19 protein-coding genes, 1 other RNA gene and 1 pseudogene are annotated in these 23,464 nt (G+C 67.1%); 10 read left to right on the top strand and 11 right to left on the bottom strand.

All coding sequences use genetic code 11. The features are described 5' to 3' along the window. Positions 1 to 146: 146 nt before the first annotated feature. The 8 genes from BLT03_RS20025 (at position 147) to BLT03_RS20060 (ending at position 8,149) form a co-directional block, all read left to right on the top strand. A complete protein-coding gene (locus tag BLT03_RS20025; protein ID WP_092745529.1) occupies positions 147 to 878 on the top strand; it encodes a response regulator in 732 nt (243 codons plus the stop codon). 15 nt (positions 879 to 893) lie between these two features. Then, entirely contained in the window at positions 894 to 2,051 is a 1,158-nt protein-coding gene (locus BLT03_RS20030) for a sensor histidine kinase (protein ID WP_245711476.1), read from the top strand. Positions 2,052 to 2,289: 238 nt separating this feature from the next. Next, on the top strand, positions 2,290 to 2,790 hold the full coding sequence (locus BLT03_RS20035) for a hypothetical protein (RefSeq protein ID WP_092745530.1): 501 nt from the start codon (positions 2,290 to 2,292) through the stop codon (positions 2,788 to 2,790). A gap of 112 nt (positions 2,791 to 2,902) precedes the next feature. Next, a complete protein-coding gene (gene pyrC, locus BLT03_RS20040) occupies positions 2,903 to 3,952 on the top strand; it encodes a dihydroorotase (protein WP_092745557.1) in 1,050 nt (349 codons plus the stop codon). 61 nt (positions 3,953 to 4,013) lie between these two features. Beyond that, positions 4,014 to 4,739: a DUF3025 domain-containing protein gene (locus BLT03_RS20045; protein ID WP_434802420.1), complete on the top strand. Its 726-nt coding sequence runs from the start codon at positions 4,014 to 4,016 to the stop codon at positions 4,737 to 4,739. 133 nt (positions 4,740 to 4,872) lie between these two features. After that, positions 4,873 to 5,745, top strand: a complete 873-nt coding sequence (gene htpX / locus BLT03_RS20050) for a protease HtpX (protein WP_092745531.1) — start codon at positions 4,873 to 4,875, stop codon at positions 5,743 to 5,745. A 195-nt stretch (positions 5,746 to 5,940) separates the two neighbouring features. Beyond that, positions 5,941 to 7,515, top strand: a complete 1,575-nt coding sequence (locus BLT03_RS20055; RefSeq protein WP_092745532.1) for a methyl-accepting chemotaxis protein — start codon at positions 5,941 to 5,943, stop codon at positions 7,513 to 7,515. A 205-nt stretch (positions 7,516 to 7,720) separates the two neighbouring features. Further along, positions 7,721 to 8,149: a YXWGXW repeat-containing protein gene (locus tag BLT03_RS20060; RefSeq protein WP_245711477.1), complete on the top strand. Its 429-nt coding sequence runs from the start codon at positions 7,721 to 7,723 to the stop codon at positions 8,147 to 8,149. Between the two features lie 70 nt (positions 8,150 to 8,219). Here the strand turns inward: BLT03_RS20060 and BLT03_RS20065 are convergent, their stop codons facing one another. The 10 genes from BLT03_RS20065 to BLT03_RS20110 form a co-directional block, all read right to left on the bottom strand. Further along, positions 8,220 to 9,938 (bottom strand): NAD(P)/FAD-dependent oxidoreductase, encoded by a 1,719-nt coding sequence (locus BLT03_RS20065; RefSeq protein WP_092745534.1) that lies wholly within the window; start codon positions 9,936 to 9,938, stop codon positions 8,220 to 8,222. Between the two features lie 162 nt (positions 9,939 to 10,100). Continuing rightward, positions 10,101 to 11,237 carry a lysylphosphatidylglycerol synthase transmembrane domain-containing protein gene (locus BLT03_RS20070; protein WP_092745535.1) on the bottom strand — a complete coding sequence of 379 codons (1,137 nt, stop codon included), beginning with the start codon at positions 11,235 to 11,237 and terminating at the stop codon, positions 10,101 to 10,103. A 3-nt stretch (positions 11,238 to 11,240) separates the two neighbouring features. Beyond that, entirely contained in the window at positions 11,241 to 12,482 is a 1,242-nt protein-coding gene (clsB, locus tag BLT03_RS20075; RefSeq protein WP_245711478.1) for a cardiolipin synthase ClsB, read from the bottom strand. Then, positions 12,479 to 13,243, bottom strand: a complete 765-nt coding sequence (locus tag BLT03_RS20080) for an endonuclease/exonuclease/phosphatase family protein (RefSeq protein ID WP_092745537.1) — start codon at positions 13,241 to 13,243, stop codon at positions 12,479 to 12,481. The genes clsB and BLT03_RS20080 overlap by 4 nt, the downstream gene beginning before the upstream one ends. A gap of 296 nt (positions 13,244 to 13,539) precedes the next feature. Continuing rightward, a complete protein-coding gene (gene cysK, locus BLT03_RS20085; RefSeq protein ID WP_092745538.1) occupies positions 13,540 to 14,457 on the bottom strand; it encodes a cysteine synthase A in 918 nt (305 codons plus the stop codon). 100 nt (positions 14,458 to 14,557) lie between these two features. Continuing rightward, positions 14,558 to 15,613: an RNA 3'-terminal phosphate cyclase gene (gene rtcA / locus BLT03_RS20090; protein ID WP_092745539.1), complete on the bottom strand. Its 1,056-nt coding sequence runs from the start codon at positions 15,611 to 15,613 to the stop codon at positions 14,558 to 14,560. Continuing rightward, positions 15,607 to 16,413 carry a nucleotidyltransferase domain-containing protein gene (locus BLT03_RS20095; RefSeq protein ID WP_092745559.1) on the bottom strand — a complete coding sequence of 269 codons (807 nt, stop codon included), beginning with the start codon at positions 16,411 to 16,413 and terminating at the stop codon, positions 15,607 to 15,609. The genes rtcA and BLT03_RS20095 overlap by 7 nt, the downstream gene beginning before the upstream one ends. 147 nt (positions 16,414 to 16,560) lie before the next feature. Next, entirely contained in the window at positions 16,561 to 17,778 is a 1,218-nt protein-coding gene (locus BLT03_RS20100; RefSeq protein ID WP_092745560.1) for an RtcB family protein, read from the bottom strand. 52 nt (positions 17,779 to 17,830) lie between these two features. Next, on the bottom strand, positions 17,831 to 18,652 hold the full coding sequence (locus tag BLT03_RS20105) for a hypothetical protein (RefSeq protein WP_092745540.1): 822 nt from the start codon (positions 18,650 to 18,652) through the stop codon (positions 17,831 to 17,833). Positions 18,653 to 19,138: 486 nt separating this feature from the next. Then, positions 19,139 to 20,692, bottom strand: a complete 1,554-nt coding sequence (locus tag BLT03_RS20110) for a vWA domain-containing protein (protein ID WP_092745541.1) — start codon at positions 20,690 to 20,692, stop codon at positions 19,139 to 19,141. Positions 20,693 to 20,905: 213 nt separating this feature from the next. Here BLT03_RS20110 and rtcR point away from each other — a divergent pair, with 213 nt between their 5' ends. Beyond that, positions 20,906 to 22,534: an RNA repair transcriptional activator RtcR gene (gene rtcR, locus BLT03_RS20115; RefSeq protein WP_092745542.1), complete on the top strand. Its 1,629-nt coding sequence runs from the start codon at positions 20,906 to 20,908 to the stop codon at positions 22,532 to 22,534. Positions 22,535 to 22,544: 10 nt separating this feature from the next. Continuing rightward, positions 22,545 to 22,884, top strand: an RNA gene (rnpB, locus tag BLT03_RS20120) — RNase P RNA component class A. Between the two features lie 254 nt (positions 22,885 to 23,138). Here the strand turns inward: rnpB and BLT03_RS20125 are convergent. Continuing rightward, positions 23,139 to 23,464 (bottom strand): annotated as a pseudogene (locus BLT03_RS20125) (IS5/IS1182 family transposase); the annotation flags it as partial.

Raw genomic sequence — 23,464 nt, forward strand, 5'->3', positions numbered from 1 at the left:
AAAATCGCGCAGCCGTGAATACCGTGTGGAGAAAACGTGGAGACGAATGCGCCCCTGCGCAGACGGCCGCGCATGGATAATTGCCCCGCGATGTGCCGCCCTCGGCCCCTTCGGGACCTTCGGCTGTCGCCTTTGCCCCTGCTGCCATGAACAGTCCCGCTCCCTTGCCCGGTCCGCTTGTCCTCGTGGTCGAGGACGAACCTGGGATCGCCAGCATCCTCACGGCCTACCTGCAGCGCGACGGCCTGCGTGCGCAACAGGCAGGCAACGGGCTCGATGCCTTGCGGCTCTTTCGCCAGTTGCGTCCCGACATGGTGCTGCTGGACATACACCTGCCCGGCATGGACGGCCTGGACGTGCTGCGCGCCATCCGCGAAGAGGGGCAGACCCCAGTCATCATGGTCACCGCCCTGGCGGACGACATCGACAAGCTGCTCGGTCTGCGCCTGGGCGCCGACGACTATGTCGTGAAGCCGTTCAGCCCCCCGGAGGTGGTGGCCCGCGTGCGCGCCGTGCTGCGCCGCACCCGCTCGCAAGAGGCGCCCACGGCCACGCCGATCCGCGTGGGCCGCATCGAGATCGACCAGCAGGCGCATGCCGCGCTGGCCTATGGTGAAGACGGCCGCGCCGTGCCGCTGCCGCTCACGCTGACCGAGTTCCGGCTGCTGGCCTGCCTGGCGGCGCAGCCCAAGCGCTGCTTCTCGCGTGGCCACCTGATCGAAAACTGCCTACCCGAGAGCGATGCGCTCGACCGGGTGATCGACTCGCACTTGTCCAAACTGCGGCGCAAGCTGCAGCAGGCGGGGCAGGGCGAGCTCATCGAGACGGTGCGGGGCATCGGCTACCGGCTGTGGCCCGGCGAATCCCACGAAGGCTGACCCCTGCGCCGCGCCATGCAAGGCTCCATCCTTGATCGCATCTGGGTCCGTTTCGGGCTGTACATCGCCGGGACGCTGCTCGCCACCATGGGCCTGCTGGCCGCCAGCGTGGCGGTGTTCTCCGAAATCCAGTACCGCGACTTCTACCGCAGCCTGCCCTCCAGCGTGCAGCACGAGCTGGACGAGCTCAACGACAACGACCAGGAAGACAGCCCGAAAGCCATGGCGATCTACGGCCAGTACTGGCGCGGCGACCTGCTGTTCGGCGAGAAGTGGTCGCTGGTCGTCGGGCTGGTGGTGTGCCTGCCCTTCGGGCTGGCGGTGGGCTTTTGGGTGTCGCGCCTGGTCACGCAGCCCGTGGCCTCCATGGCGGAAGCGGCCACGCGCGTGGCCATGGGCGACTTCACCGTGCGTGCCCGCCCGGGGCGCTACAAGGGCGAGATGGCCGAGATGGTGGGCCACTTCAACCAGATGACCGATGCCCTGGAGGACATGGCGCGCGAGCGCCGCGCCACGGCCGCATCCATCTCGCACGAACTGCGCACGCCCCTGACCGTGCTGCGCGCCCGCCTGCATGCGATCTGCGATGGTGTGATCGAGGCCGATGCCGCCGAGTCGCGCGCGCTGCTCGAACAGGTCGAATACCTGGGGCGGCTGGTCGGCGATCTGCACACCCTCTCCATGGCCGAGGCGGGCCAGCTTTCGCTCAAGATGGTGCCGCAGGACCTGGCCGAACTCGTGCGCGAGGCGCTGGTCAGCCATGCCAGCCGCATCGCTGAACACGGCGTGGTGCTCGACCTGCAGGTACCGCCCACGCCGCGCGAGGCCCTGGTCAACGCCGATCCCGACCGCCTGCGGCAAGTGCTGTTCAATCTGGTCGAAAACGCGCTGCGGCACGCGGGCGACGGAGGCTGGCTCGGCGTGGCGGTCGAGGCGACCTCGGCGGGGGTGGTGCTCCAGGTGAGCGACGCCGGCGCCGGCCTGCCCTCTGAAATGCTGGCCCGGCCTTTCCGCCGCTTCCCGCATGCGCCGGGGCATGGGGGCGAAGGCTCCGGGCTGGGCCTGTCCATCGTCCATGCGCTGGTGGTGCGGCAGGGCGGCACGGTGGATGTGGAGAACCGGCCAGAGGGCGGCTCCCGTTTCACGGTGCGGTTTCCGCTCGCTACGGTCTAGCAAGAAGGGTCGGTCGGCCTTCCTGCTGCGTGCCGGCCCATGGGCAAACGACCGCTCAGCCTGCGCCTTCTGAACGGCCGAGCAGTGTCAGGTTGCCAAGAATCTGTCCTACGGGCGACGCTGCCAACCGCCCACAAAACACGCTGCAGGCCCTTCCTAGGATCGGTGCTCGTTGCAAAGCTGGCGGACACCGCCGGGCTGCTTCATCCCCTTTCACACGATTCGCTTGGCTCGCACCATGAATGCTTTTTTGAAGACCTGTTCCGCCGTCGCCTGCACCGCCGTGCTGCTCACCGCCTGTGGCGGGGGCAATGACGATGATCCGACCCCGAGCGACCAGCCTGGCGTGCTCACCGTGAGCAACGCGACGGTCTCGGGCTTGAACGGCGTGTATGGCGACGGCACCATCAACCTGACCGACGTGGAAAAGAAGAACCCCGTGGGTTCCTCGCCCGAGGTGTGCAGCTTCCGCTTCGACGGCGCCAAGAAGGTCGGCTCCAGCGACCAGGCCTCCGGCGATGTGCGGTACGAGCCCAATGCCGGCAACCTGTACGTGGCGTTCCTGACGTTCTCGCAGCGCGAATTCAGCGCGCCCGACTGGAGCGACACCACCGTCTCGCGCGACTCCGACCGGGTGCGCATCCTGAACAAGACGCTCACCGCCACCGACGGCTCGGGCGACCGCATCACCGTCTCGGGCATCATGCCGATGCGCGGCAGCCGGCCTTCGGGCTGCTGACTCGAGCCCTACCCAGCAACCCCCTCGCCCCAAGTTTTTGGGGTTTACCCTGTCCGCCCTCACCGGTGGACAGGGTTTTTTCATGGGCCGGTGCGATGGGAGAATGGCGCCCATGACCGCTGCCCACTCCCCCGACACCCTCACGATCACCCGCCCAGACGACTGGCACCTGCACGTGCGCGACGGCGAAGCGCTGCTTACCGTCGTGCCGCACACCGCGGCCCAGTTCGGGCGGGCCGTCATCATGCCCAACCTGCGCCCGCCCGTGACCACCGCGGAGCAGGCCACGGCATACAAGGCCCGCATCCAGGCCGCCGTGCCGCAAGGCGCCAGCTTTGAGCCGCTGATGACGCTGTACCTCACCGACAACCTGGCGCCCGAGGAAATCGTGCGCGCCAAGGAAGCCGGCGTGGTCGCGCTCAAGCTCTACCCCGCCGGAGCCACCACCAACAGCGATGCCGGCGTGACCGATCTCCGCAAAACCTACAAGACGCTGGAAGCCATGCAGAAGGCCGGCCTGCTCTTGCTGGTGCATGGTGAAGTGACCAGCAGCGACATCGACCTGTTCGACCGCGAGGCCGTGTTCATCGAGCAGCAGCTCATCCCGCTGCGCCGCGACTTCCCGGAACTGAAGATCGTCTTCGAGCACATCACCACCAAAGACGCCGCGCAGTATGTGCAGCAGGCCGATCGCTTCACTGCGGCCACCATCACGGCGCACCACCTGCTCTACAACCGCAACGCGATCTTCACCGGCGGCATCCGCCCCCACTACTACTGCCTGCCCGTGCTCAAACGCGAGACGCACCGCGTGGCGCTGGTGGAAGCGGCCATCAGCGGCAGCGACAGGTTCTTCCTGGGCACCGACAGCGCACCGCACCCTGCCCACCTGAAGGAGCACGCCAGCGGTTGCGCCGGCTGCTACACCGCCCATGCGGCCATCGAGATGTATGCCGAAGCGTTCGACAACGCGGGCGCGCTGGACAAGCTGGAGGGTTTCGCCAGCTTCCACGGCCCCGCGTTTTACGGCCTGCCGCGCAACCAGGGCACGATCACCCTGCGCCGCGAATCGTGGACGCCGCCGGACAGCTACGCGTTCGGCGAAGCCCAACTCAAGCCGCTGCGCTCGGGCGAGGCGCTGCCGTGGCGGGTGGTGGGGTGATCCGGCCTGCGACGCAGGCCTGAAACGCATCGAAGCCGTGGTGCCTGATCGCGGGCCCGAAGTGCCCGGCACGGTGCCGCCCTGGCTGCAGCCGTTCGACCGCATCGCTTCTCCAGTCCGTGCAGCCTGGCAGGGCGGGGCGCCAGTGCCCGATGCCCTGAACCGGATGCCGGGCGCCGCGGTGCGGTTTGTGCCGCATTCGGCGTTGCCGGCAGACGCAGCCTACGAACAATTCATCTTCGACACCGGCACCGTCCCCACGCGCGACAACCTGCACGATTTCTTTAACGGTCTCGTCTGGATGCGTTACCCGCAGGTCAAGCGCCAGCTCAATGCCCTGCAGGCGCGTGCCATTGCGGAAACCGGAGTCGGCGCGGTGCGCGGGCCGTTGCGGGATGCGATCACGCTGTTCGATGAAAACGGCGCCGTGCTGTTTGCCCCCGAGCCGCTGCGGCAGGCGCTCGCGGCGCGGGACTGGCGCAGGCTGTTCGTGGAGCTGCGGCCTCTGTGGCAGCAGGCGCAACTCGTGCTGTTCGGCCACGCGCTGCTGGAAAAACTCGAGTCACCGCGAAAACCGATCACAGCGCATGTCTATCAAGCGCAATACGCTATAGATTCGGTAGCAGACGTGGATGCATGGCTGGCCGATGCGCTCGATCCGGTGCATCTGGCGACCAAGCCGTTTTTGCCCCTGCCGGTGCTGGGAGTGCCCGGCTGGTGGCCCGAGAACGAGAACTTTTGCTTCTATGATGACTCCCTCGTATTCCGCAGCGCGCGCCCCGCATAAGAATCCACACCAGGGCCATCGCACCGCTGCGAACACGGCTTGAACGCCTGCACATCAACCCCACTTTACGGTCTGTGACAGCGCGGTCTTGCCGCTGCCACACCCCCCGTATCCCATAGTGGAGAACCCTTCGATGAAACGAATCGCGCTTTTCTTGTTGACCAACGTCGCCGTCGTGGTGGTGCTGGGCATCGTCGCCAGCCTGCTTGGCGTCAACCGCTTCCTGACTTCCAATGGCCTGAACCTGGGGGCGTTGCTGGGCTTCGCCTTCATCATGGGTTTCGGCGGCGCCATCATTTCGCTGTTGATCAGCAAGCCCGTCGCCAAGTGGAGCGCGGGCGTGCAGATCATCGACGGCACCGGTTCGGCCGATGAAGCCTGGATCGTGGAGACCGTGCGCAAGTTCGCCGACAAGGCCGGCATCGGCATGCCCGAGGTTGGCATTTTCCCGGGCGAACCCAATGCGTTCGCTACCGGCGCCTTCAAGAACAGCGCGCTCGTGGCCGTGTCCACCGGGCTGCTGCAGGGCATGACGCGCGAAGAGGTCGAGGCCGTCATCGGCCATGAAGTGGCCCACATCGCCAACGGCGACATGGTCACCATGACGCTGATCCAGGGCGTGATGAACACCTTCGTGGTGTTCCTGTCCCGCGTGATCGGCTATGCAGTGGACAGCTTCCTGCGCAAGAACGACGAGAACAGCTCGGGCCCCGGCATCGGCTACTACGTGACCACCATCGTGCTGGACATCGCCCTGGGCTTTCTGGCTTCGATCATCGTGGCCTGGTTCAGCCGCCAGCGCGAGTTCCGCGCCGACGCCGGTGCCGCGCAGCTGATGGGCCGCAAGCAGCCCATGATCAACGCTCTGGCCCGCCTGGGCGGCGCCCACCCGGCCGAACTGCCCAAGAACATGGCTGCACTGGGCATTGCCGGCGGCATCGGCAAGCTGTTCAGCACCCACCCGCCCATCGAAGAGCGCATCGCCGCGCTGCAAGCCAAGGCCTGACAGCGCCGACGAGGCTGCAGTCCACGGGCTTCAGACCTTTGCCAGTCCCCAAAAAGCCGCCGGAGCGATCCGGCGGCTTTTTTTTCGCGCATGTATCAAGTTGTCAGCGACACAGCCGATACTGGGAAACAAGCTCCACGCGCGTCGGCGGCCACTGGCTGCCCGCTGGTGGCTTCGCTCTCACCGGTACCTCACATGACCCTGCACAACGCCCGCCTTTCCCTGCGCCTCGCCCTGGCTTTCGGGGTCATCTGCCTGGTCATGTCGCTGGCCGCCGCCGTGGGCATCTGGCGATTGATGGAGCTGCAGGACATCGCAGACGGCCTGGGCGGCCCCGCCGCGGAGCGCGCGTTGCTGGCGCGGGAGCTGCACGCGATCGTCGTGCTGAGCTCGGCGCGCGCCGAGACGCTGCTTGAAATCGACAACCCCGCCTATGCGGCACGCATCGACGCCGACCGCAAGGCGACGTCGGCACGGTCCGCTGATGTCCGCAAGCGGCTGGAAGAACTGGCGGTGGACAGCGAATCCAAACGCATCTTCGAGGCCATCGACACGGCCGGCAACGCCTTCCGCGGCGCTCGTGACGACCTGGTCAAGCGGCGCAAGGCCGGCGAGACGCTGCCGCCCGATGCCGTCGGCAAGCAACTGCGCCCGGCGGCCGACCGGTATGCGGCGGCCGTGAACGACATGGCCGACTACCAGCGCAAACAGGTCGAGGAAGACCGCGCCGCCGCCGCTGCGAGCGAGCGCCAGGGCATCGTGCTGCTGGTGAGCGGATCGGTGCTGGGGCTGCTGCTGGCGCTGGTGTGCGCCGTGGCGCTGTCGCGCTCCATCCTCAAGCCGCTGTCGCACGCGTCCACGGTGGCCGACCGCATCGCCGAGGGCGACCTGACCTCCGCCGTGCCGGCTGTCGGCCCCGGCAACCGCGACGAAGTGCGGGCGATGCTGGCGCGGCTCGACGGCATGCAGACCCGCCTGGCGGGGCTCGTGGTCGGCATGCGGCAGGCCAGCACGTCGGTCGCCGGTGCCAGCGCCGAGATCGCGGCCGGCAATTCGGACCTCTCCGCCCGCACCGAACAGACCGCCTCCAATCTGGAGGAAATCGCCGCCAGCATGGAAGAACTGCTCTCCACCGTGCGCCACAGCGCGGACGCCGCCCAGCAGGCCACGCACCTGGCGGTTTCTGCCAGCGAGGTGGCGCGCAAGGGGCGTGACGCCGTGGAGCGCGTGGTGGGCACGATGGACGGCATCGCCCAGTCCTCGCGCCGCATTGCCGACATCACCAGCGTGATCGACGGCATCGCGTTCCAGACCAACATCCTGGCGCTGAATGCCGCGGTGGAAGCGGCCCGCGCGGGCGAACAGGGCCGGGGCTTCGCCGTGGTGGCGAGCGAAGTGCGCAGCCTGGCGCAGCGCTCGGCCACGGCGGCCAAGGAGATCGGCGGGCTCATCGGCGACAGCGTGCGCCAGGTGGGCGAAGGCTCCCAGCTGGTGCATGCGGCCGGCGGCACCATGGGCGAGATCGTCGATTCGGTCCAGCAGGTGGCCACGATCATCGGTGAGATCAGCACGGCCACGCGCGAACAGAGCACGGGCCTGGGCCAGGTCGGCGAGGCCGTGAACCAACTCGATCAGATGACGCAGCAGAACGCCGCGCTGGTGGAAGAGTCGTCCGCGGCGGCGCAGGGGCTGCGCGTGCAGGCCGAGCAGTTGGCGCAACTGGTGGAAGCCTTCCGCCTGCCTGCAGGGTCGTCGCTCACGGTGCGTTGATCGGCGTCGGGTTGGCTGGCTGCAGCCATTCCGTGGGCTTGAGACGCCAAGCCCGCCAACGCTCAACGTCCGCAAGGTGATGGGTTCTTATCGGCACGTGTAAACCGTGCGCAGCGCTTTACCGGGCGTTTACCGCCCTGCGTCAACAAGGCGCATGGTCGCGGGCGTTGATCACCCATCTTCCACTCTTCCCGGATGGGTGCCCATGCCTTCCGTTTCTCGTCCTTCTTCTCGTCTTTCACCCAGGCCCGCCGCTGGCGGCTTGATGGCTGCCCTGGTGGCCGCTGTCCTGTCGGGCTGCGTGGTGGCCCCGCCGCCCCGCCACGTGGTGGCGGCGCCCCGCACCGTCGTCGTGGAGCCGCCGCCGGCCCGCGCCGTGCTGGTGGAGCCCGCGCCCGCGGTGGTGGTCGCGCCGACCGCTCCGCCCGCGCCCTACGTAGAGACGGTGACCGTGGCGCCTTCGCCGGTGCATGTGTGGGTGGCCGGGTTCTGGGAATGGGGCGGTGGGCGCTACGTCTGGCGGCCGGGCCACTGGGCCACGCCGCCGCGCCCGGACGTGGTGTGGATTCCGCACCATTGGGAGCCGGGCCCAGGCGGCTGGCACTTCCGCCCCGGCCGGTGGGCGGTGCGTTGACGGCGGTGCCGATGCTGGCCGGGGCTTGCCTTGAGTCCCCAGCCGGCGTGTCGCGAAGGGATCGGGGCGATCAGGCGAGCAGTGCGCGCGCCACGGCTTCGCCCACCTTGATGCCGTCCACCCCGGCCGAAAGAATCCCGCCCGCGTAGCTCGCACCCTCGCCGGCGGGGTACAGGCCGGCGGTGTTCAGGCTCTGGTAGGCCTCGTTGCGCCCGATCTTGAGGGGCGACGAGGTGCGCGTCTCCACGCCGGTCAGCACCGCGTCGTGCATGTCGAAACCCTTGATCTTCTTGCCGAAGGCCGGCAGCGCTTCGCGCAGCGCCAGGGTGGCGTAGCCGGGCAGGGCGGCATCCAGGTCGGTCAGCGTGACGCCGGGCTTGTACGACGGCTCCACGGTGCCCAGCGCCTGCGAGGCGCGCCGCGCCAGGAAGTCGCCGACCAGTTGCGCGGGGGCGTTGTAGCTGCTGCCGCCCAGCACGTAGGCGTTCGACTCCAGCTGGCGCTGCAGCACGATGCCCGACAGTGGATGGGGCGTGCCGCCGCTGGCTGCGAGAGCCTCCACGCCGTAAGTGCCGCCCAGCGCGGCTTCGAACGCAGCCGGGTCGTGCGGATAGTCGTGCGGGTCGATGGCGACCACCATGCCGGCATTGGCGTTGCGCTCGTTGCGCGAATACTGGCTCATGCCATTGGTGACCACGCGGTTCGGCTCGCTGGTGGCGGCCACCACGGTGCCGCCCGGGCACATGCAGAAGCTGTACACCGCGCGGCCGTTGCTCGCGTGGTGCACGAGCTTGTAGTCGGCCGCGCCCAGCAGCGGGTTGCCGGCATGGCGGCCCCAGCGGGCTCGGTCGATGAGCCCCTGCGGGTGCTCGATGCGAAAGCCCACCGAGAACGGCTTGGCCTCCATGTGCACGCCGCGCTCGTACAGCATGGCGAAGGTGTCGCGCGAGCTGTGGCCCAGCGCCATCACGACATGGTCTGCGCGCAGCGCATGGGACTGGCCCGTGGCCTGGTCCAGCACCTGCAGGCCGCGCAGGTGGCGCTGGCCGGCCGCGTCCTGCTCGATCACCACGTCGGTCACGCGCTGCTGAAAGCGCACCTCGCCACCCAGCGCGATGATCTGCTCGCGCAGCGTTTCCACCACCTTGACGAGCTTGAACGTGCCGATGTGCGGGTGCGCCACCGAGAGGATCTCGGGAGGCGCGCCGGCCTGCACGAACTCCTCCATGACCTTGCGGCCCAAGTGGCGCGGGTCCTTGATCTGGCTGTACAGCTTGCCGTCGCTGAACGTGCCGGCGCCGCCTTCGCCGAACTGCACGTTCGACTCGGCGTGCAGTTCGCGCCGGCGCCACAGGCCCCAGGTGTCCTGCGTGCGCTCGCGCACCGCACGGCCTCGCTCCAGCACGATGGGCTTGAACCCCATCTGCGCCAGCACCAGCGCCGCGAAGATGCCGCAGGGCCCGAAGCCCACCACCACGGGCCGGTGCTCCAGCCCTGCGGGTGCCCGGCCGACCGGGCGCCAGGCCATGTCGGGCGTGGGCTGGATGTGGGGGTGGCCGGCGTGGCCCGCCAGCAGCGCGGCCTCCTGCGACGGGTCGGCCAGGGTGATGTCGATGATGTACACCGCCAGCAGCTCGGCCTTGCGCGCATCGAAGCTGCGCTTGAAGACGTGCACGTGGGCGATGCCCTCGGGCGGCAGGGCGAGAATGCGGGCGGCCGCTGCATGCAGGGCGGGCTCGGGGGTTTCAGCGGCGCCGAGCGGCAGCTTGATTTCTGACAGGCGGATCATGGCTTGCGGGCCCGTGTCGATCGGGCGAAGGGCAATGTCGTGGGGACCGGGATGATAAAGGAGGCCTGCCGCAAGGGCCGCACGCCCGGGCTTTCCTGAAAGAGGCCGCTCCGCATCCCTGGAACCTATTGCTATTAAATATGTAGCAATGTTCCCTAGTGTTTATTGCGCTGGAGGCCTTTTTGACTCAAAGGCGTTTTCAGGGGCGTCCACCGTCGCTGCCCCGGCCCTGCGGCGCCCCAGCAGCTCCACCGCGCCGAACGCCAGCGCAGCCAGCCCCAGCGGCGCGAAGAAGTACAGCGTGCGGTACGCCAGCACGGCGGCCAATGCCTGCGGCGCCGGCAGGTAGGCCGACAGCACCGCCACGCCCACCGCCTCCAGCACCCCGAGGCCGGCAGGAATGCGCGAGATGAGCCCCGCCACCGCGCCCAGCAACACCGTGGCCAGTGCGGCCGCATAGGGCACACGCTGCTGGGTCAGCGCCCACAGCGCCGCGCCCATCACCATCCAGTTGATCGCCGATACCGCCACCTGCAGCAGGCCCACGCGCCAGTCGGGCATGGCGATGCGCTGCCCGCGCACCTGCAGCGGCTCGCCCCGGCGGAGGATGCAGGCTGCCACGTAGAGCACGCTGATCGCCGCCAGTGCGGTGCCGATCCAGCGCAGGTGTTCCGGCCCCACGTGCCAGCCTTCGGGCAACTGCGGCGACCACAGCCAGAACACCGCGCCGGCCAGCACGAAGTAGCCCAGCCAGTTGGTGAGGATGCTCATCCCGATGACCTGCCCGATGGCCCCCACCGATACGCCCTGCTGCGAATACAGCCGGTAGCGCACCGTGACGCCGCCGATGATCGACCCCAGGTTGAGCGTGAAGGGGTAGGCGATGAGCGTGATGCCGACCGTGCGCGGCACCGACAGCCCATGCCGCGTGTAAAAGCGCCCGAACAGGTCGAAGGTGCTGTACAGCAGGTGGCTGCCCAGCGCCAGCGCGCCGCCCAGCAGCAGCACCGGCACCTGCAGCGCCAGGAACGACGCCCAAACGGCTTGCCAGTCCACCGTGCGCGCCTGGCGCACCAGCAGCGTGATCACGAAAATGATGAAGGCCCCGCTCACCGCCGTCATCGCCCAGGGCCACCATCGGTGGCTGGTCAGGCGCTTCCAGCGGCTGGCGGGCGGCTTGCGATGGGTGGCGGATGAAGATGGCCGTTCGCCGCTGCGGCCTGCCGCCGCCGTCCTGGCAGCCTCCTTGCCAGCGGTGGGGTTGCCAGGCACGGGCAGGGGGGACGGCGCGGCGGCCATGGCTCAGGTGGCCGATGGCCGGTGGTTCGCGTCGGGCGAGGGCGATGCGGGGTCCTGCGCGCCCACCAGGGAGATCTTGGGCTCGTGGCGCGGCAGCCAGCCGGCCCACGACGGAAACCAGCGCATCAGGTGAAACAGGAAATAGCTGCGCAGCAGGCGCAAGCCGTCCCAGCGCGACGAAGGCGTGGCCTCCACTTGGCGGCAGCTGTGCTGCATGAGGTGATCCAGGCGCTCGTACAGCGTGGCGTTGAAATCCTTGTCGCGGATCACCACGTTCGCTTCCAGGTTGAGCGACAGGCTCAACGGGTCGAGATTGCTCGACCCGACGGTGGACCATTCGTTGTCCACCAGTGCGACCTTGCCGTGCAGCGGCCGGTCACAGTATTCGTAGATGCGCACGCCGCCGCGCAGCAGGTGGTCGTACAGCATGCTGGCCGCGGTCCGCACGATGGGCATGTCGGGCTGGCCCTGCAGGATGAGCCGCACGTCCACACCGCGCCGCGCGGCACGGCGCATTTCACGGATGAAGCGGTAGCCCGGGAAGAAATACGCATTGGCGATCACCACGCGCTCGCGCGCGGCACGCAGTGCCACGCGATAGTGCCGCTCGATGTCATTGGTGTGGTGGTGGTTGTCGCGCGTGACGAAGATGGCGTCCGCCGTGCCGGCGCGCGGCAGCTCGGCGGTACTGTCGGCGTCCTGCCGGCGGCGCCGCGCCTTGGGCGGCATGACGGCATCGCGCGCGAAGCGCAGCATGTGGGCCACGACCGGGCCGCGGACCTCCACCGAATAATCCTGCTTGGCCTCCGGCCCGAAGTCGGCCACGTGGTCGGCCGAGTAGTTGATGCCGCCGATGAAGCCGATCTCGCCGTCCACCACCACGATCTTGCGGTGCATGCGCCGCAGCACGTTCAGGCGCTGGCCGAACAGGCGGCTGCCCGGATCGAAGATGCGAAAGCGCACGCCGGCATTCACCAGCTCGCCCACGAAGTCCTCGGGCAGGTCTGGTGAGCCGAAACCGTCCACCAGCACATGCACCTCGGCCCCGTTGCGAGCGGCCTGCAGCAACGCGGCGTGCAGGCCCTGGCCGATCTTGTCGTCGAAGAGGATGAAGGTTTCCAGGATCACCTCGCGGCGCGCCTGGGAAATGGCTTCGAACACGCGCGGAAAGAACGCCTCGCCGTTCTCCAGCAGCGTGAATTGGTTGCCCGGCACCCAGCGGGACGAACGGCGGTGCTCCCTCACAGCGAAATCTCCGCCGCCAGCGGCGCATGGTCCGACAGTTTGTGCCAGGGCTTGCGCGGCAGCACCATCGGCGCGTGCACCGAAGCGTTGCGCACGTAGATGCGGTCCAGCGCCAGGAGCGGCATGGAGGCCGGGAAGGTGCGCACCGCCTTGCCCCGCGCATGCATGAACACCTCGTGCAGGCCGGCGCCGGCGCGCAGCACCTCGTGCGCACGGCCGCGCCAGTCATTGAAGTCGCCCGCCACCACCACCGGGTCATCGGGGGGAAAGGTGGCTACCAGTTCGCACACGCGCTTCAGCTGGCGCTGGCGGTGCGCTTCCTGCAGGCCCAGGTGCACGCAGATGGCATGCACCTGCCGCGAATGGCCGGGGGGTTGCAGCACGCAATGCAGCATGCCGCGCCGCTCGGGGCCGCTCACGGAGATGTCGTGGTTTTCGTAATGGACGATGGGGAACTTGGAAAGCAATGCGTTGCCGTGGTGTCCGTTGTCGTACACCGCATTGCGGCCGTAGGCGTACTGGCCCCAGATGGTGTCGGCCAGGAATTCGTAATGCGGCTCTTGCGGAAAGTTGGCCACGCGCCCGGCGTGCCGCTGGTGCGTGCCCAGCACTTCCTGCAGAAACACCAGGTCTGCGGAGACGCCGCGAACGGCTTCGCGCAGCTCGTGCAGCATGAAGCGGCGGTTGAAGGTGGTGAAGCCCTTGTGCACGTTCACGGTGAGCACCTTGAAGGCAACGGGAGAGGCGGTGGATGGTTCCATGGGGCAATCAGTGAGCGCGGGGCGGGAGCGAAAGCCCGGTGCAAATACCGGTTTCAGGCAGGGCCCCGCATGGGCTTTGATTGTTTCGATGGCGGTCCGGCCGCGCTGTAGGACGGCTGGCCGAACCCTTGTGCCCCGATGGCGGCTAGCGCTGCGGGCCGTCTTCAAACCCCCGTGCACAGTGGGGAAACCGCACCGTGCGCGGCCTGCAACGCGATGCCGGGCAAAGCGCTCGGCATCACGCAAAAGCCCGCGCACCGCCCGCGCGGGCGGAGCAAGGGGAGCAGGGTGGCGGATCAGGAGGGCAGGAAGCCTTCGACCGACAGGTAGCGTTCGCCGGTGTCGTAATTGAAGCCGAGCACCTTGGCGCCTGCGGGCAGCTCGGGCAGCTTCTGGGCGATGGCGGCCAGCGTGGCTCCGGACGAAATACCGACCAGCAGGCCTTCTTCGCGCGCTGCGCGGCGGGCGTATTCGCGGGCGGGCTCGGCATCGACCTGGATCACGCCGTCCAGCAGGCTCGTATCGAGGTTCTTGGGCACGAAGCCTGCGCCGATGCCCTGGATCGGGTGCGGCGCCGGCTGGCCGCCCGAGATCACCGGCGAAGCCACCGGCTCCACCGCGAAGATCTTGAGCTGCGGAAACTTCGCCTTCAGCACGCGGCCCAGGCCGGTCAGGTGGCCGCCGGTGCCCACGCCCGTGATGAGTGCGTCGATGCCGTCGGGAAAGTCCGCCAGTACTTCCTGGGCCGTGGTGCGCACGTGCACATCGATGTTGGCGGGGTTTTCGAACTGCTGCGGCACCCAGGCGCCAGGCGTTTGCGCGCGGAGTTCTTCGGCGCGGGCGATAGCGCCCTTCATGCCCTTTTCGCGCGGTGTGAGGTCGAACTGCGCGCCGTAGGCCAGCATGAGCCGGCGGCGTTCGATGCTCATGCTGTCGGGCATCACCAGGATGAGCCGGTAGCCCTTCACCGCCGCCACCAGCGCCAGGCCGATGCCGGTGTTGCCCGAGGTGGGCTCGATGATCGTGCCGCCGGGCTTCAGCGCGCCGGTGCGTTCCGCGTCTTCCACCATCGACAGCGCGATGCGGTCCTTGATCGAACCGCCGGGGTTGCTGCGCTCGGACTTCACCCACACGTTGGCGCCCGCCCCGAACAGGCGGTTGATGCGCACATGGGGCGTGTTGCCGATGGTTTGCAGGATGTTCTCGACTTTCATGGCGTCTCCAGGTTTGGACAGGTACGGGACAGGTACAGGACAGGTATGAAATGGGCAAAAAAACATTTTGGCCCACTCCTACGACACTGCGCGCATATGGTTATGCCGGCGATGCGGCTTTCTCGATGTCGATACGCGTGGCGCCCTGGCCCGGCGACAGGGTGATGCGCACCGGCAGGCATTGCGCGATCACCTGGGCGTTGGTGCTCGTGTGCGGCGTGACCGACTCGGCCGTGTAGCTGGCCCGCCGGCCGCTGCGCCAGACGGCCAGGGCCAGTGGCAGCATCCACTGGTCGGCCAGGTGCGGGCCGACCGCGCCCTGGCTGCTTTCGAACGACCGCACCTCGTCGGCCAGGCGGCGCGCCACCTGCTCCGCGCGGACGCCGCGCTCGCCCAGCGCGCAGAACACCTCGGTCACTTGGGCGTATTCGAGCACGGCCAGCAGCGCGTTGCCCGGGCCTTCGTTTTGCCGCGCGGGCGGAATGCGCAGCTGCTCAGCTGCACCGCTCCAGCCCAGTTGCTGGCGCAGCGCCTCCAGTTCGCGCACCGCAATGCCGCGCGCGAGGCCCGGCACCAGCGCTTCGGCCCAGGCCGCCTGGCGCGGGCCGCGCTCCAGCAGATCGAACGGTGCCAGCAGGCCCGCGGCCGGTGCGATGGCCGCGTGCACTTCGCCCCCGCCCGCGGGGTAAAAGCCCCGGCGGCGCAGCGACAGATCAAGCCCCACGCCCAGGCGACGCACCAGCGGCGCAAACGCCTGCTGCAGAAAGTCGAACGGCGGCGCCATCGGGTTGTGCGTGCCGCCGCTGAGCTGCACCTGGCTGGGGGCGTCGGCCAGCATCAGCGCGGGCAGCACGGTCTGCAGCACCAGCAGGCAGCTGCCGGCGCCGGCGATGGCGAAGGTGTAATCGCCCGACTGTACGGCGCCAGGGGTGAACTGCAGCGCCTGCGAGCCCAGTTCGGCACCTTTCGCTTGGCCACCGCAGACCTGCGCCGCGGCCTGCACGCAGGCCAAGTGCTGGCGCATCAGCCCCGGTTTGGGCCGGCCCGCGCGAATGCGGGCGATGGAGAGCGGCTGCCCGGTGACCATGGACAGCGCCAGGCCGGTGCGCAGGATTTGCCCGCCGCCTTCGCCGTGGGAGCCGTCGAGGGTCAGCATGGCATGCCGCCTTCGGCTGCGCCCTGGCCGGGATCGAAGCGCAGCACCGTGTCGTGCAGCAGGGCGTCCAGGCCCGCATGCCCGGCGCTGGGCAGGGCTTGCACGGGCTGCGCCGCGTTGGCGGCCAGCTCGGCCTCGATGAACGCGTGCAGGCCCGGCCAGCGCGGGCTGGTGGCCGACTCGTCCGCGCGCATCTTCACGGTGAGCAACTGGTTGATCTCATCGATGAGCGCCGCATCGCGCTGACCGTCCAGCGTGTGCAGCGCCAGTTCGGCAAAGCGCATGGGCGGCACGCCAGGGCGGGACCGGATCCAGCGTGCTGCCAGCAGCGGGCGAAGCACATAGAGGTACTTCTTGTAGCGCACCACGTCGGCCTGCAGGTGCTCGCGAAAGTTCTTCCTGGCCATCGAGGCGTAGTGGTGCCAGGCCTTGGCGTTGGAGAACACCTGCCCCGCCAGGGTGCGCATCGCGTCCATCGTGCCGGCTTCCTCCCGATAGATCACGGGCGAGCGCAGCCATTCCAGCAGCGTAGGGTTGGACTCGCGCATCAGCCCGAGCGCCTTGCGCAGGTCCCAGCCGTTGATGTCCAGGTCGCCGCTGATCGGCACTTCGATGACGTCGCGCCCCGGCGATACGGTCAGGTACCAGGGCAGGCGATTCAGGTACAGGAACCGCACGTCGTAGTCGCTGTCGGGCGAGGCGAAGCCCCAGCCGCGGCTGCCCGATTCGCAGGCGAACAGGATGGTCACGGCATGCTGCGATTCGATGCCTCGCAGCGCGTCCATGATCTGCGCGCGCATGGCGGGCTCGATCGGGTGGGCGGACTGCAGGAATTCTTCGGTCTTCACGGAAATCTCCAGGGCTTTCGTTGTTCTTCGTTCACTGATTCATTCATTGTTCCCCGCGGCGGCGTCGCCACGGGAACGGGGCGTTCAGCCCCGCGGGCTTCATCCCTTCACGCACACCACTTGCTTGAGCGTGTAGACGATCTCCACCAGGTCTTCCTGGGCCGCCATCACGGCGTCGATGTCCTTGTAGGCCATCGGAATCTCGTCGATCACGTCGGCGTCCTTGCGGCACTCCACCCCTTCGGTGGCGGCGATCTGGTCGGCGATGGTGTAGAGCTTCTTGGCTTTGGTGCGGCTCATCTTGCGGCCTGCGCCGTGGCTGCAGCTCATGAAGCTCTCGGGGTTGCCCTTGCCGCGCACGATGAAGCTCTTGGCGCCCATGCTGCCGGGAATGATGCCCAGTTCGCCCGCCTTGGCGCTCACCGCGCCCTTGCGGGTGATGAGCACGTCTTCGCCGAAGTGCGTCTCGCGGCTCACGTAGTTGTGGTGGCAGTTCACCGCTTCCACATGGGCTTCGAACGGTTTCGCAATCACCTTGCGGGCGGCGGCGATCACGCGCTGCATCATCACCTCGCGGTTGGCGCGTGCGAACTTCTGCGCCCAGCCGACGGCGCGCACGTAGTCGCCGAAGTATTTGGCGCCCTCTTCGAAGTACGCCAGGTCCTGGTCGGGCAGGTTGCGCTGGTGCAGCTCGGCGTCTTTCTTGGCCAGCTCGATGAAATGCGTGCCGATGGCGTTGCCCACGCCGCGCGAACCCGAATGCAGCATGAACCACACGCCGCCGTGCTCATCCAGGCACACCTCGATGAAGTGGTTGCCGGTGCCCAGCGTTCCCAGGTGCTTGTAATGGTTCGTGCTGGCAAAGCGCGGGTAGTCCTCGCAGATCGCATCGAACTCGCCCTTCAGCGCGGCCCAGGCCACGTCGGTTTCATCGGGCGGGGTCTCCCACGAGCCTTTGTCGCGCCCCATGCGGCGGGGATTGCTTCCGTGCGGAACGGCCTTTTCGATCGCCGAGCGCAGGGGCCCCAGGTTGTCGGGCAGGTCGTTGGCGTGCAGCGTGGTCTTGCAGGCCATCATTCCGCAGCCGATGTCCACGCCCACTGCCGCCGGGATGATGGCCCTGAAGGTGGGGATTACCGATCCCACGGTGGCGCCGATGCCGTAATGCACGTCGGGCATGGCGGCCACGTGCTTGAACACGATGGGCAGGCGGGCGGCGTTTTCCAGTTGCTTCTGGGCTTCGTCCTCCACGGGAACGCCTTTGGTCCACATCTTGATGGGGACACCGTTTTCCACGTTGCGTTGCAGGTAGTTCATCTGTATTCCTTCTTGTGTTTTCGTTTGTTCGTTGTCGATCTTCGGAGTGCCGTCATTCACTGATCACGTCGAACACGGCTTCGAGAATCTGTTGCGGTCCCAGATGGGTTCCGCAGGTGCAGGGCTTCGGGTCTTCGGGAAACTCTGCATCGATGGCCAGGATCTTGCGGGAAAAGCGCTGGCGGTTGCCTGCATCCACAAGCCAGTCATTCATCGTTTTCTGGAACTCGGGTTCGTCTGTAGAAAATGCGTTCTGAATCCGCTGCTTGCCCCAGAAGTCCCAGTAGCTGCTGTCGGCGTAGTGCAGCACGGCGCTCGGTCGGTCGTCTTCCAGCCAATGGGCGAGCAACGGTGCGATGGACACGCCGCCCTTGTGAAACATCAGCAGGACGTCGAAGGCGTTGGACCCATTGAATGGACTGGCCTGCCGGGCGCTGTGGCCCAGTCCTTCGCGGAAGAGCGCCAGTGCGAAGGCATCCACGGCTGCCCGCTCGGGGCGTGACAGCGCGCCGGCCTCGCAACGGCCCAGCCGCTCCAGGTACAACTCGGTCGAGTGGTGCAGCGCTTCGCCCTGGGCGAGCAGCTCCAGCATCCGGGGCAGCAGGTACAACAGCTCTTCGGCCGGTTGCTCGCTGCTTTTGGCGGAGCTGTTGTATTCGTAGAAATGGCGCGTCGTCACCTGGCGCAGCGGCAGGCGCCGCATCTCGCGCTCCAGGGCTCCGTCCATGCAGCAGGCCGTGCAGACGTCCAGCGTCTGCTTTGGCGCACAGTGGCTCTGGAAGGCGGCATAGACCGCTTCCACCGCATCGCGCAGTGCTGTGGGCAGTGCGGGCGGCAATGCGGCAGGCTGCGCTGCATTGGCATTCGTCTTCATTGCGTTCTTTCGGTCTCAAAAAAGTGAGATGACAAGGGACGGCGGGTTTTTTCGTTGAGCTATCTGCCGGAAGCAGACCGGGGTTTGAACCCGGAACCTTCAATGCCCCGAGGGGCCTGATGCTCTACCTGTAAACCCACCTGCATTCATCCCGAAAACTAAAAAAAACAGCGACAAGAATCGACGAAACGTCGTGCTCTACCACTGAGCTACAGCCCTTCGGCAGGCGGGAATCGAACCCGCGACCACGAGATTAATAGTCTGTAGTTCCGTCAGCATTCGCTGCAAAAAACAGTGCGACAAGGATGGCAAGACATTGACCACGCCGCGTTACGGCGCCGGGATTCGAACCCTGGTCGCTCCAGATGTAGTCCTGCCTGCATTCGCACATCAACCTGCACTCCCGTCCGGCGACCAACGGGCGGCGCGACTGGGATGTAGTCACGCCTGCATTCGCCGGACGACAACGTCGTCCTTATGGGCCTTTCAGATCGCGGTCTCCTCGATCACGCCGACCCAGTGCGCCGCGCCCATGCCCCCTGCGGCGTACACCGCCAGCAGCTTGAACACCTCGTCGCTGAAGCCGCCGATGTTCAACACATCGGGCTGCTCTGGCGCCTGGGTCGTCGCACCGGGCTGGATGTCGATGCACACCAGCCGAGCGGCCGGATTGCGCCGCTTGAAAACCGCCCACTCCTGCATCGTCGCGGAGCCCTGGCCCCGTGCGCGGTCGGCCCACGATTCGTTGTCCGACACCAGCACCACCAGTTCCGCCTGCGCCTTCTCCAGGTTCAGCAGAGCCAGCGGCGCGCTGCACGAGGTTCCGCCGCCACCCACCGCGGCCAGCTTGCCCGCGTTGGTCATCACCGAATCGCGGGGATTCAGCGACATCGGCACCACCTTCGTCTCGAAGGGCAGCACACGCGCATCGGCATTGCGGCGCAGCACGGCGGCAGCCACCAGGGCGGCCACGTCGATGCACCGCACCGCCGAAGTCGCCGAACCGCGGTAGCCCGTCACCGGCGAGCTCATCGAGCCCGACACGTCGGGGCACACCACCACGCGGCCTTCGAATTGCGGCACGTTGGCGAGCGCCAGTTCCATCGCGTCCTGCAGCGCTTCCTTCACTGCATGGGGCACCTCGGCGCCGCAAGCGGTATAGGCCGCCATCAACTGGTAGGGCAGCACCCGGGCCTTGGCCACTGCCTGCGGGTCACGCAGTTTGGCGGCCACCGCCTCGGCCATGCCTGGCTGTGCGAACACGCCATGCCGGGCAAAGGTGTTCAGGTTCTGGCGCACCATCTGCCAAGAGCCGCGCTGCGCGATCTGCGCCCAGGCCGTGGCGTCCAGTTCCAGCGCGGTCAGCATCTGGAACGGCACGTCAGGCACCGGCTGCGTGCGGTCTTGCTTGAACCGTTCGAAGGCCTGCGTCAGCGGCGGCAAGGCGTCGAAGGCATAGGGGCGACCGATCAGCCATGCGAACCACGCGGCGCGCCAGGCTTCGGCGGGCTTGGGGTGCACCATCTTCACGACGTCCGCCAGCGATGGCGTATTGCCCACAGCGGCATTCAGCAGCTGCGCCTCGGTCGCTTCCAGCAGCCATTGCTGCACGAGCTTTTTGGGGCGCGTACCGAGCGACTTGCGGCCCACTGCGCCGGAGCGCAGCATCTGCACGAAGTTGCGCAGCATCTTGCCGTTGTCGATCACGCGGCCGAACACCTCGGCCAGCAGCGAAACGTCGCGCACCGCCAGCGTGGCCGCCAGCAGAGCGGGCATGTCCTTCATGTAGCCGGTGCGGCGTGCATACAGGGCCGTTTTCGCCACGAACACGGGATCGGCTTCAAACGCCAGCGCCTGCACCGCGTCGAGCTGATCCTTTGCCTGTGCATAGAAGGTGCCGTTCAGGCAACCGGTGGCTGCCAGTTGCGCCAGCTGGTGCTTGGGCGACAGGGCGTAGGCGGCGCCACCGGCCTGGTTGTGCACAGGGGCAACAGGCACCTGGGGGCCGCGCAGCGTCTTGAAGAGTTGAGTGTTGACCATTTGGCGTCTCCCGTTCGATGATTCGTTGTTCGGTGTCGTTCTGACTTGCCTTATTCATTGCAACGGGTGTGCCAGCTCTGGATTTGTCAGGCTGAATTTTTATAAGCCATTGATTTACAAGTTTATTTTTAAGAATCTACGCTTGTGGCACCCCGTGTGGCTACGGGCGAAAATCTTCATTCATATAATTTGAGCTAGTTTTTTAGCTGAATCATGAAGAAGCAAAACGTCGTCATCGGCTTTCTTGGCACGCAACTCGATTCAGGCCGGGGCGCCGGGCGGTGGGAGAAGTGGCGCCCCACCGTGTCGCTGGTGCAGCACGAAGACGTGGTCGTGCAGCGCATGGAGTTGCTCTACACCCCGCCGCACGAGGCCCTGGCGCAGTTGATTCGCGCCGACATCGCCACCGCATCGCCGGAAACCACGGTCCGTCCGGTGCGCATGGAAATGGCGGACCCGTGGGATTTCGGCGAGGTGTATGCCCGGCTGTTCGACTGGGCCCAGGGCTATGCCTTCGATACCGAGCGCGAGGAGTACTGGACCCACATCACCACCGGCACGCACGTGGCGCAGATCTGCCTGTTCTTGCTGGTGGAGTCGCGGCGCATTCCGGGAGTACTCGCGCAGACTTCACCGCCGAAACGCCAGCAGGCGGGCGACCCCGGCAGCTACGCGCTGATCGATCTGGACCTGTCGCGCTATGACGTGATCGCCCAGCGCTTCGGCGCCGAGCAGCGCAACGCGGTCGACTTTCTCAAGAGCGGCATTGCCACGCGCAATGCCCGTTTCAATGCCCTGATCGAAGAGGTGGAGCGGGTGGCGGTGCGCTCGCGGGCGCCCATCCTGTTCACGGGGCCCACCGGCGCAGGCAAATCGCACCTGGCGCGGCGCATGTATGAACTGAAGAAGGCGCGCCACCAGGTGGAGGGCGAATTCGTCGAGGTGAACTGCGCCACGCTGCAGGGTGACGGCGCGGCATCCACGCTGTTCGGGCACAAGAAGGGGGCCTTCACCGGCGCCGCGGCGGACCGGGCCGGCCTGCTGCGCACGGCGCACAAGGGCGTGCTCTTTCTCGATGAAATCGGCGAACTGGGCCTGGACGAGCAGGCGATGCTGCTCAAGGCCGTGGAGGAAAAGCGCTTCTACCCCATGGGCAGCGACCGCGAGGTGGCCAGCGATTTCGAACTGATTGCCGGCACCAACCGCGACCTTCGCACCGAGGTGGCCGCAGGGCGGTTTCGCGAGGACCTGTATGCGCGCATCAACTTGTGGAGCTACCAGTTGCCGGGCCTGGCCCAGCGTCCGGAAGACATCGAGCCGAACGTGGATCACCTGCTGGCCCGGTCCGGCGCCGAACTGGGCCGGGTCGTGCGCCTGTCGGCCGAGGCGCGCACCGTGTATCTGCGCTACGCGCAATCCCCCGAGGCGCTGTGGAGCGGCAACTTCCGCGACCTGTCGGCCAGCATGACGCGTCTGGCCACGCTGGCGGAGGGTGGGCGCATCGGCCTGCCGCTGGTGGAAGCGGAGATCGCCCGATTGCGCTGGCTGTGGGAACCCGTCGCCAACGCCCATGGCGGCGTGGGCAGCGCAGGTGGCGACAGCGTGGACCTGACTGAACTCCTCGGCGAGGCGCAGGTGGAGGCGATGGACCGGTTCGACCAACTGCAATTGGCGGCCGTGCTGGGCGTTTGCCGCAACGCGCGCACCCTGTCCGATGCGGGGCGGCAACTGTTCCAGGCCTCGCGGTCGCAGCGCACGGTGGTCAACGATGCGGACCGCCTGCGCAAATACCTGGCGCGCTTCGGCCTCGATTGGGAGCGCGTCCTCGGCGGTGGACGATAATCGCCCCCGTGAAGCGCGCCAGACCGCCGCTGGTGCAATCTGGGAAACCAGGCACTGGAGGAACGTCCGGACTGCACAGGACAGCGTAGCAGCTAACGGCTGCCCACCGTGAGGTGAGGATCAGAGCAACAGAGACGAGTCCCAGGGGCGTACCGCGAGGTAAACCACTGGGGGTGAAACGGGCAATCTCTACGCGCAGCAATACCAAGTAGGCCAGCGTTGATGTGGTTCCGCAGAGCTGGCGGGTAGGTAGCATCGAGCCGTGGTGGCGACACCCGGCCCAGAGTAATGGCGGTCACGCCGCGGGCAACCGCGGTGCACAGAATCCGGCTTATCGGCGCGCTTCACACTTTTTTAGCGATTAGACGCACGCTCGTCTCAATAACCTATGAAGTGCTGATCAAACGATCTACCACGCCGTACGTGGCGCACCTGTTGTAGGGATTGCTTTGCGCCCTATTTCGACTGTATGGCTAGTGAAGTGGCTGTAGTGTTTTTCGTGGCAGCTGCTGCCGTTTCGAGACCAGTCACCATATTGCACATTGCGTGATAGTTGAGCGCATCGGCTATGGCCCTATTTAGTCCGTCCTGAACAATTCCGTTCTCAGCAGCAGAGAGGTCGGCGGTCAGCGGGTGCAGCGACCAGGGCTGCGATGACCGGCTGCATCGACAGCCCGAATCGGGCGCAATAAAACCGCAGCGCGGCCAGGATCAGGCGCAGGTTGTGCCCGGCCCCGCACATCACCGCATGCAGCGCATCGCCCAGCGCACCCTTGAGCGGATTGCGGCCAAGCCTGCCGTCCATCTTCATGTGCCCGATAGCCGGTTCGATGGCGCTGCGCCTTTTGATCATGGCCTTGAGCATTCGGGTGATGCCACGCTTTTGGCCTGACATCAGGATGCGCACGCCCTCGACCTTCACGCCTCTAT

Origin of the sequence: Paracidovorax valerianellae (assembly GCF_900102625.1) — a bacterium.
In the GTDB taxonomy this organism is placed as follows: domain Bacteria; phylum Pseudomonadota; class Gammaproteobacteria; order Burkholderiales; family Burkholderiaceae_C; genus Paracidovorax; species Paracidovorax valerianellae.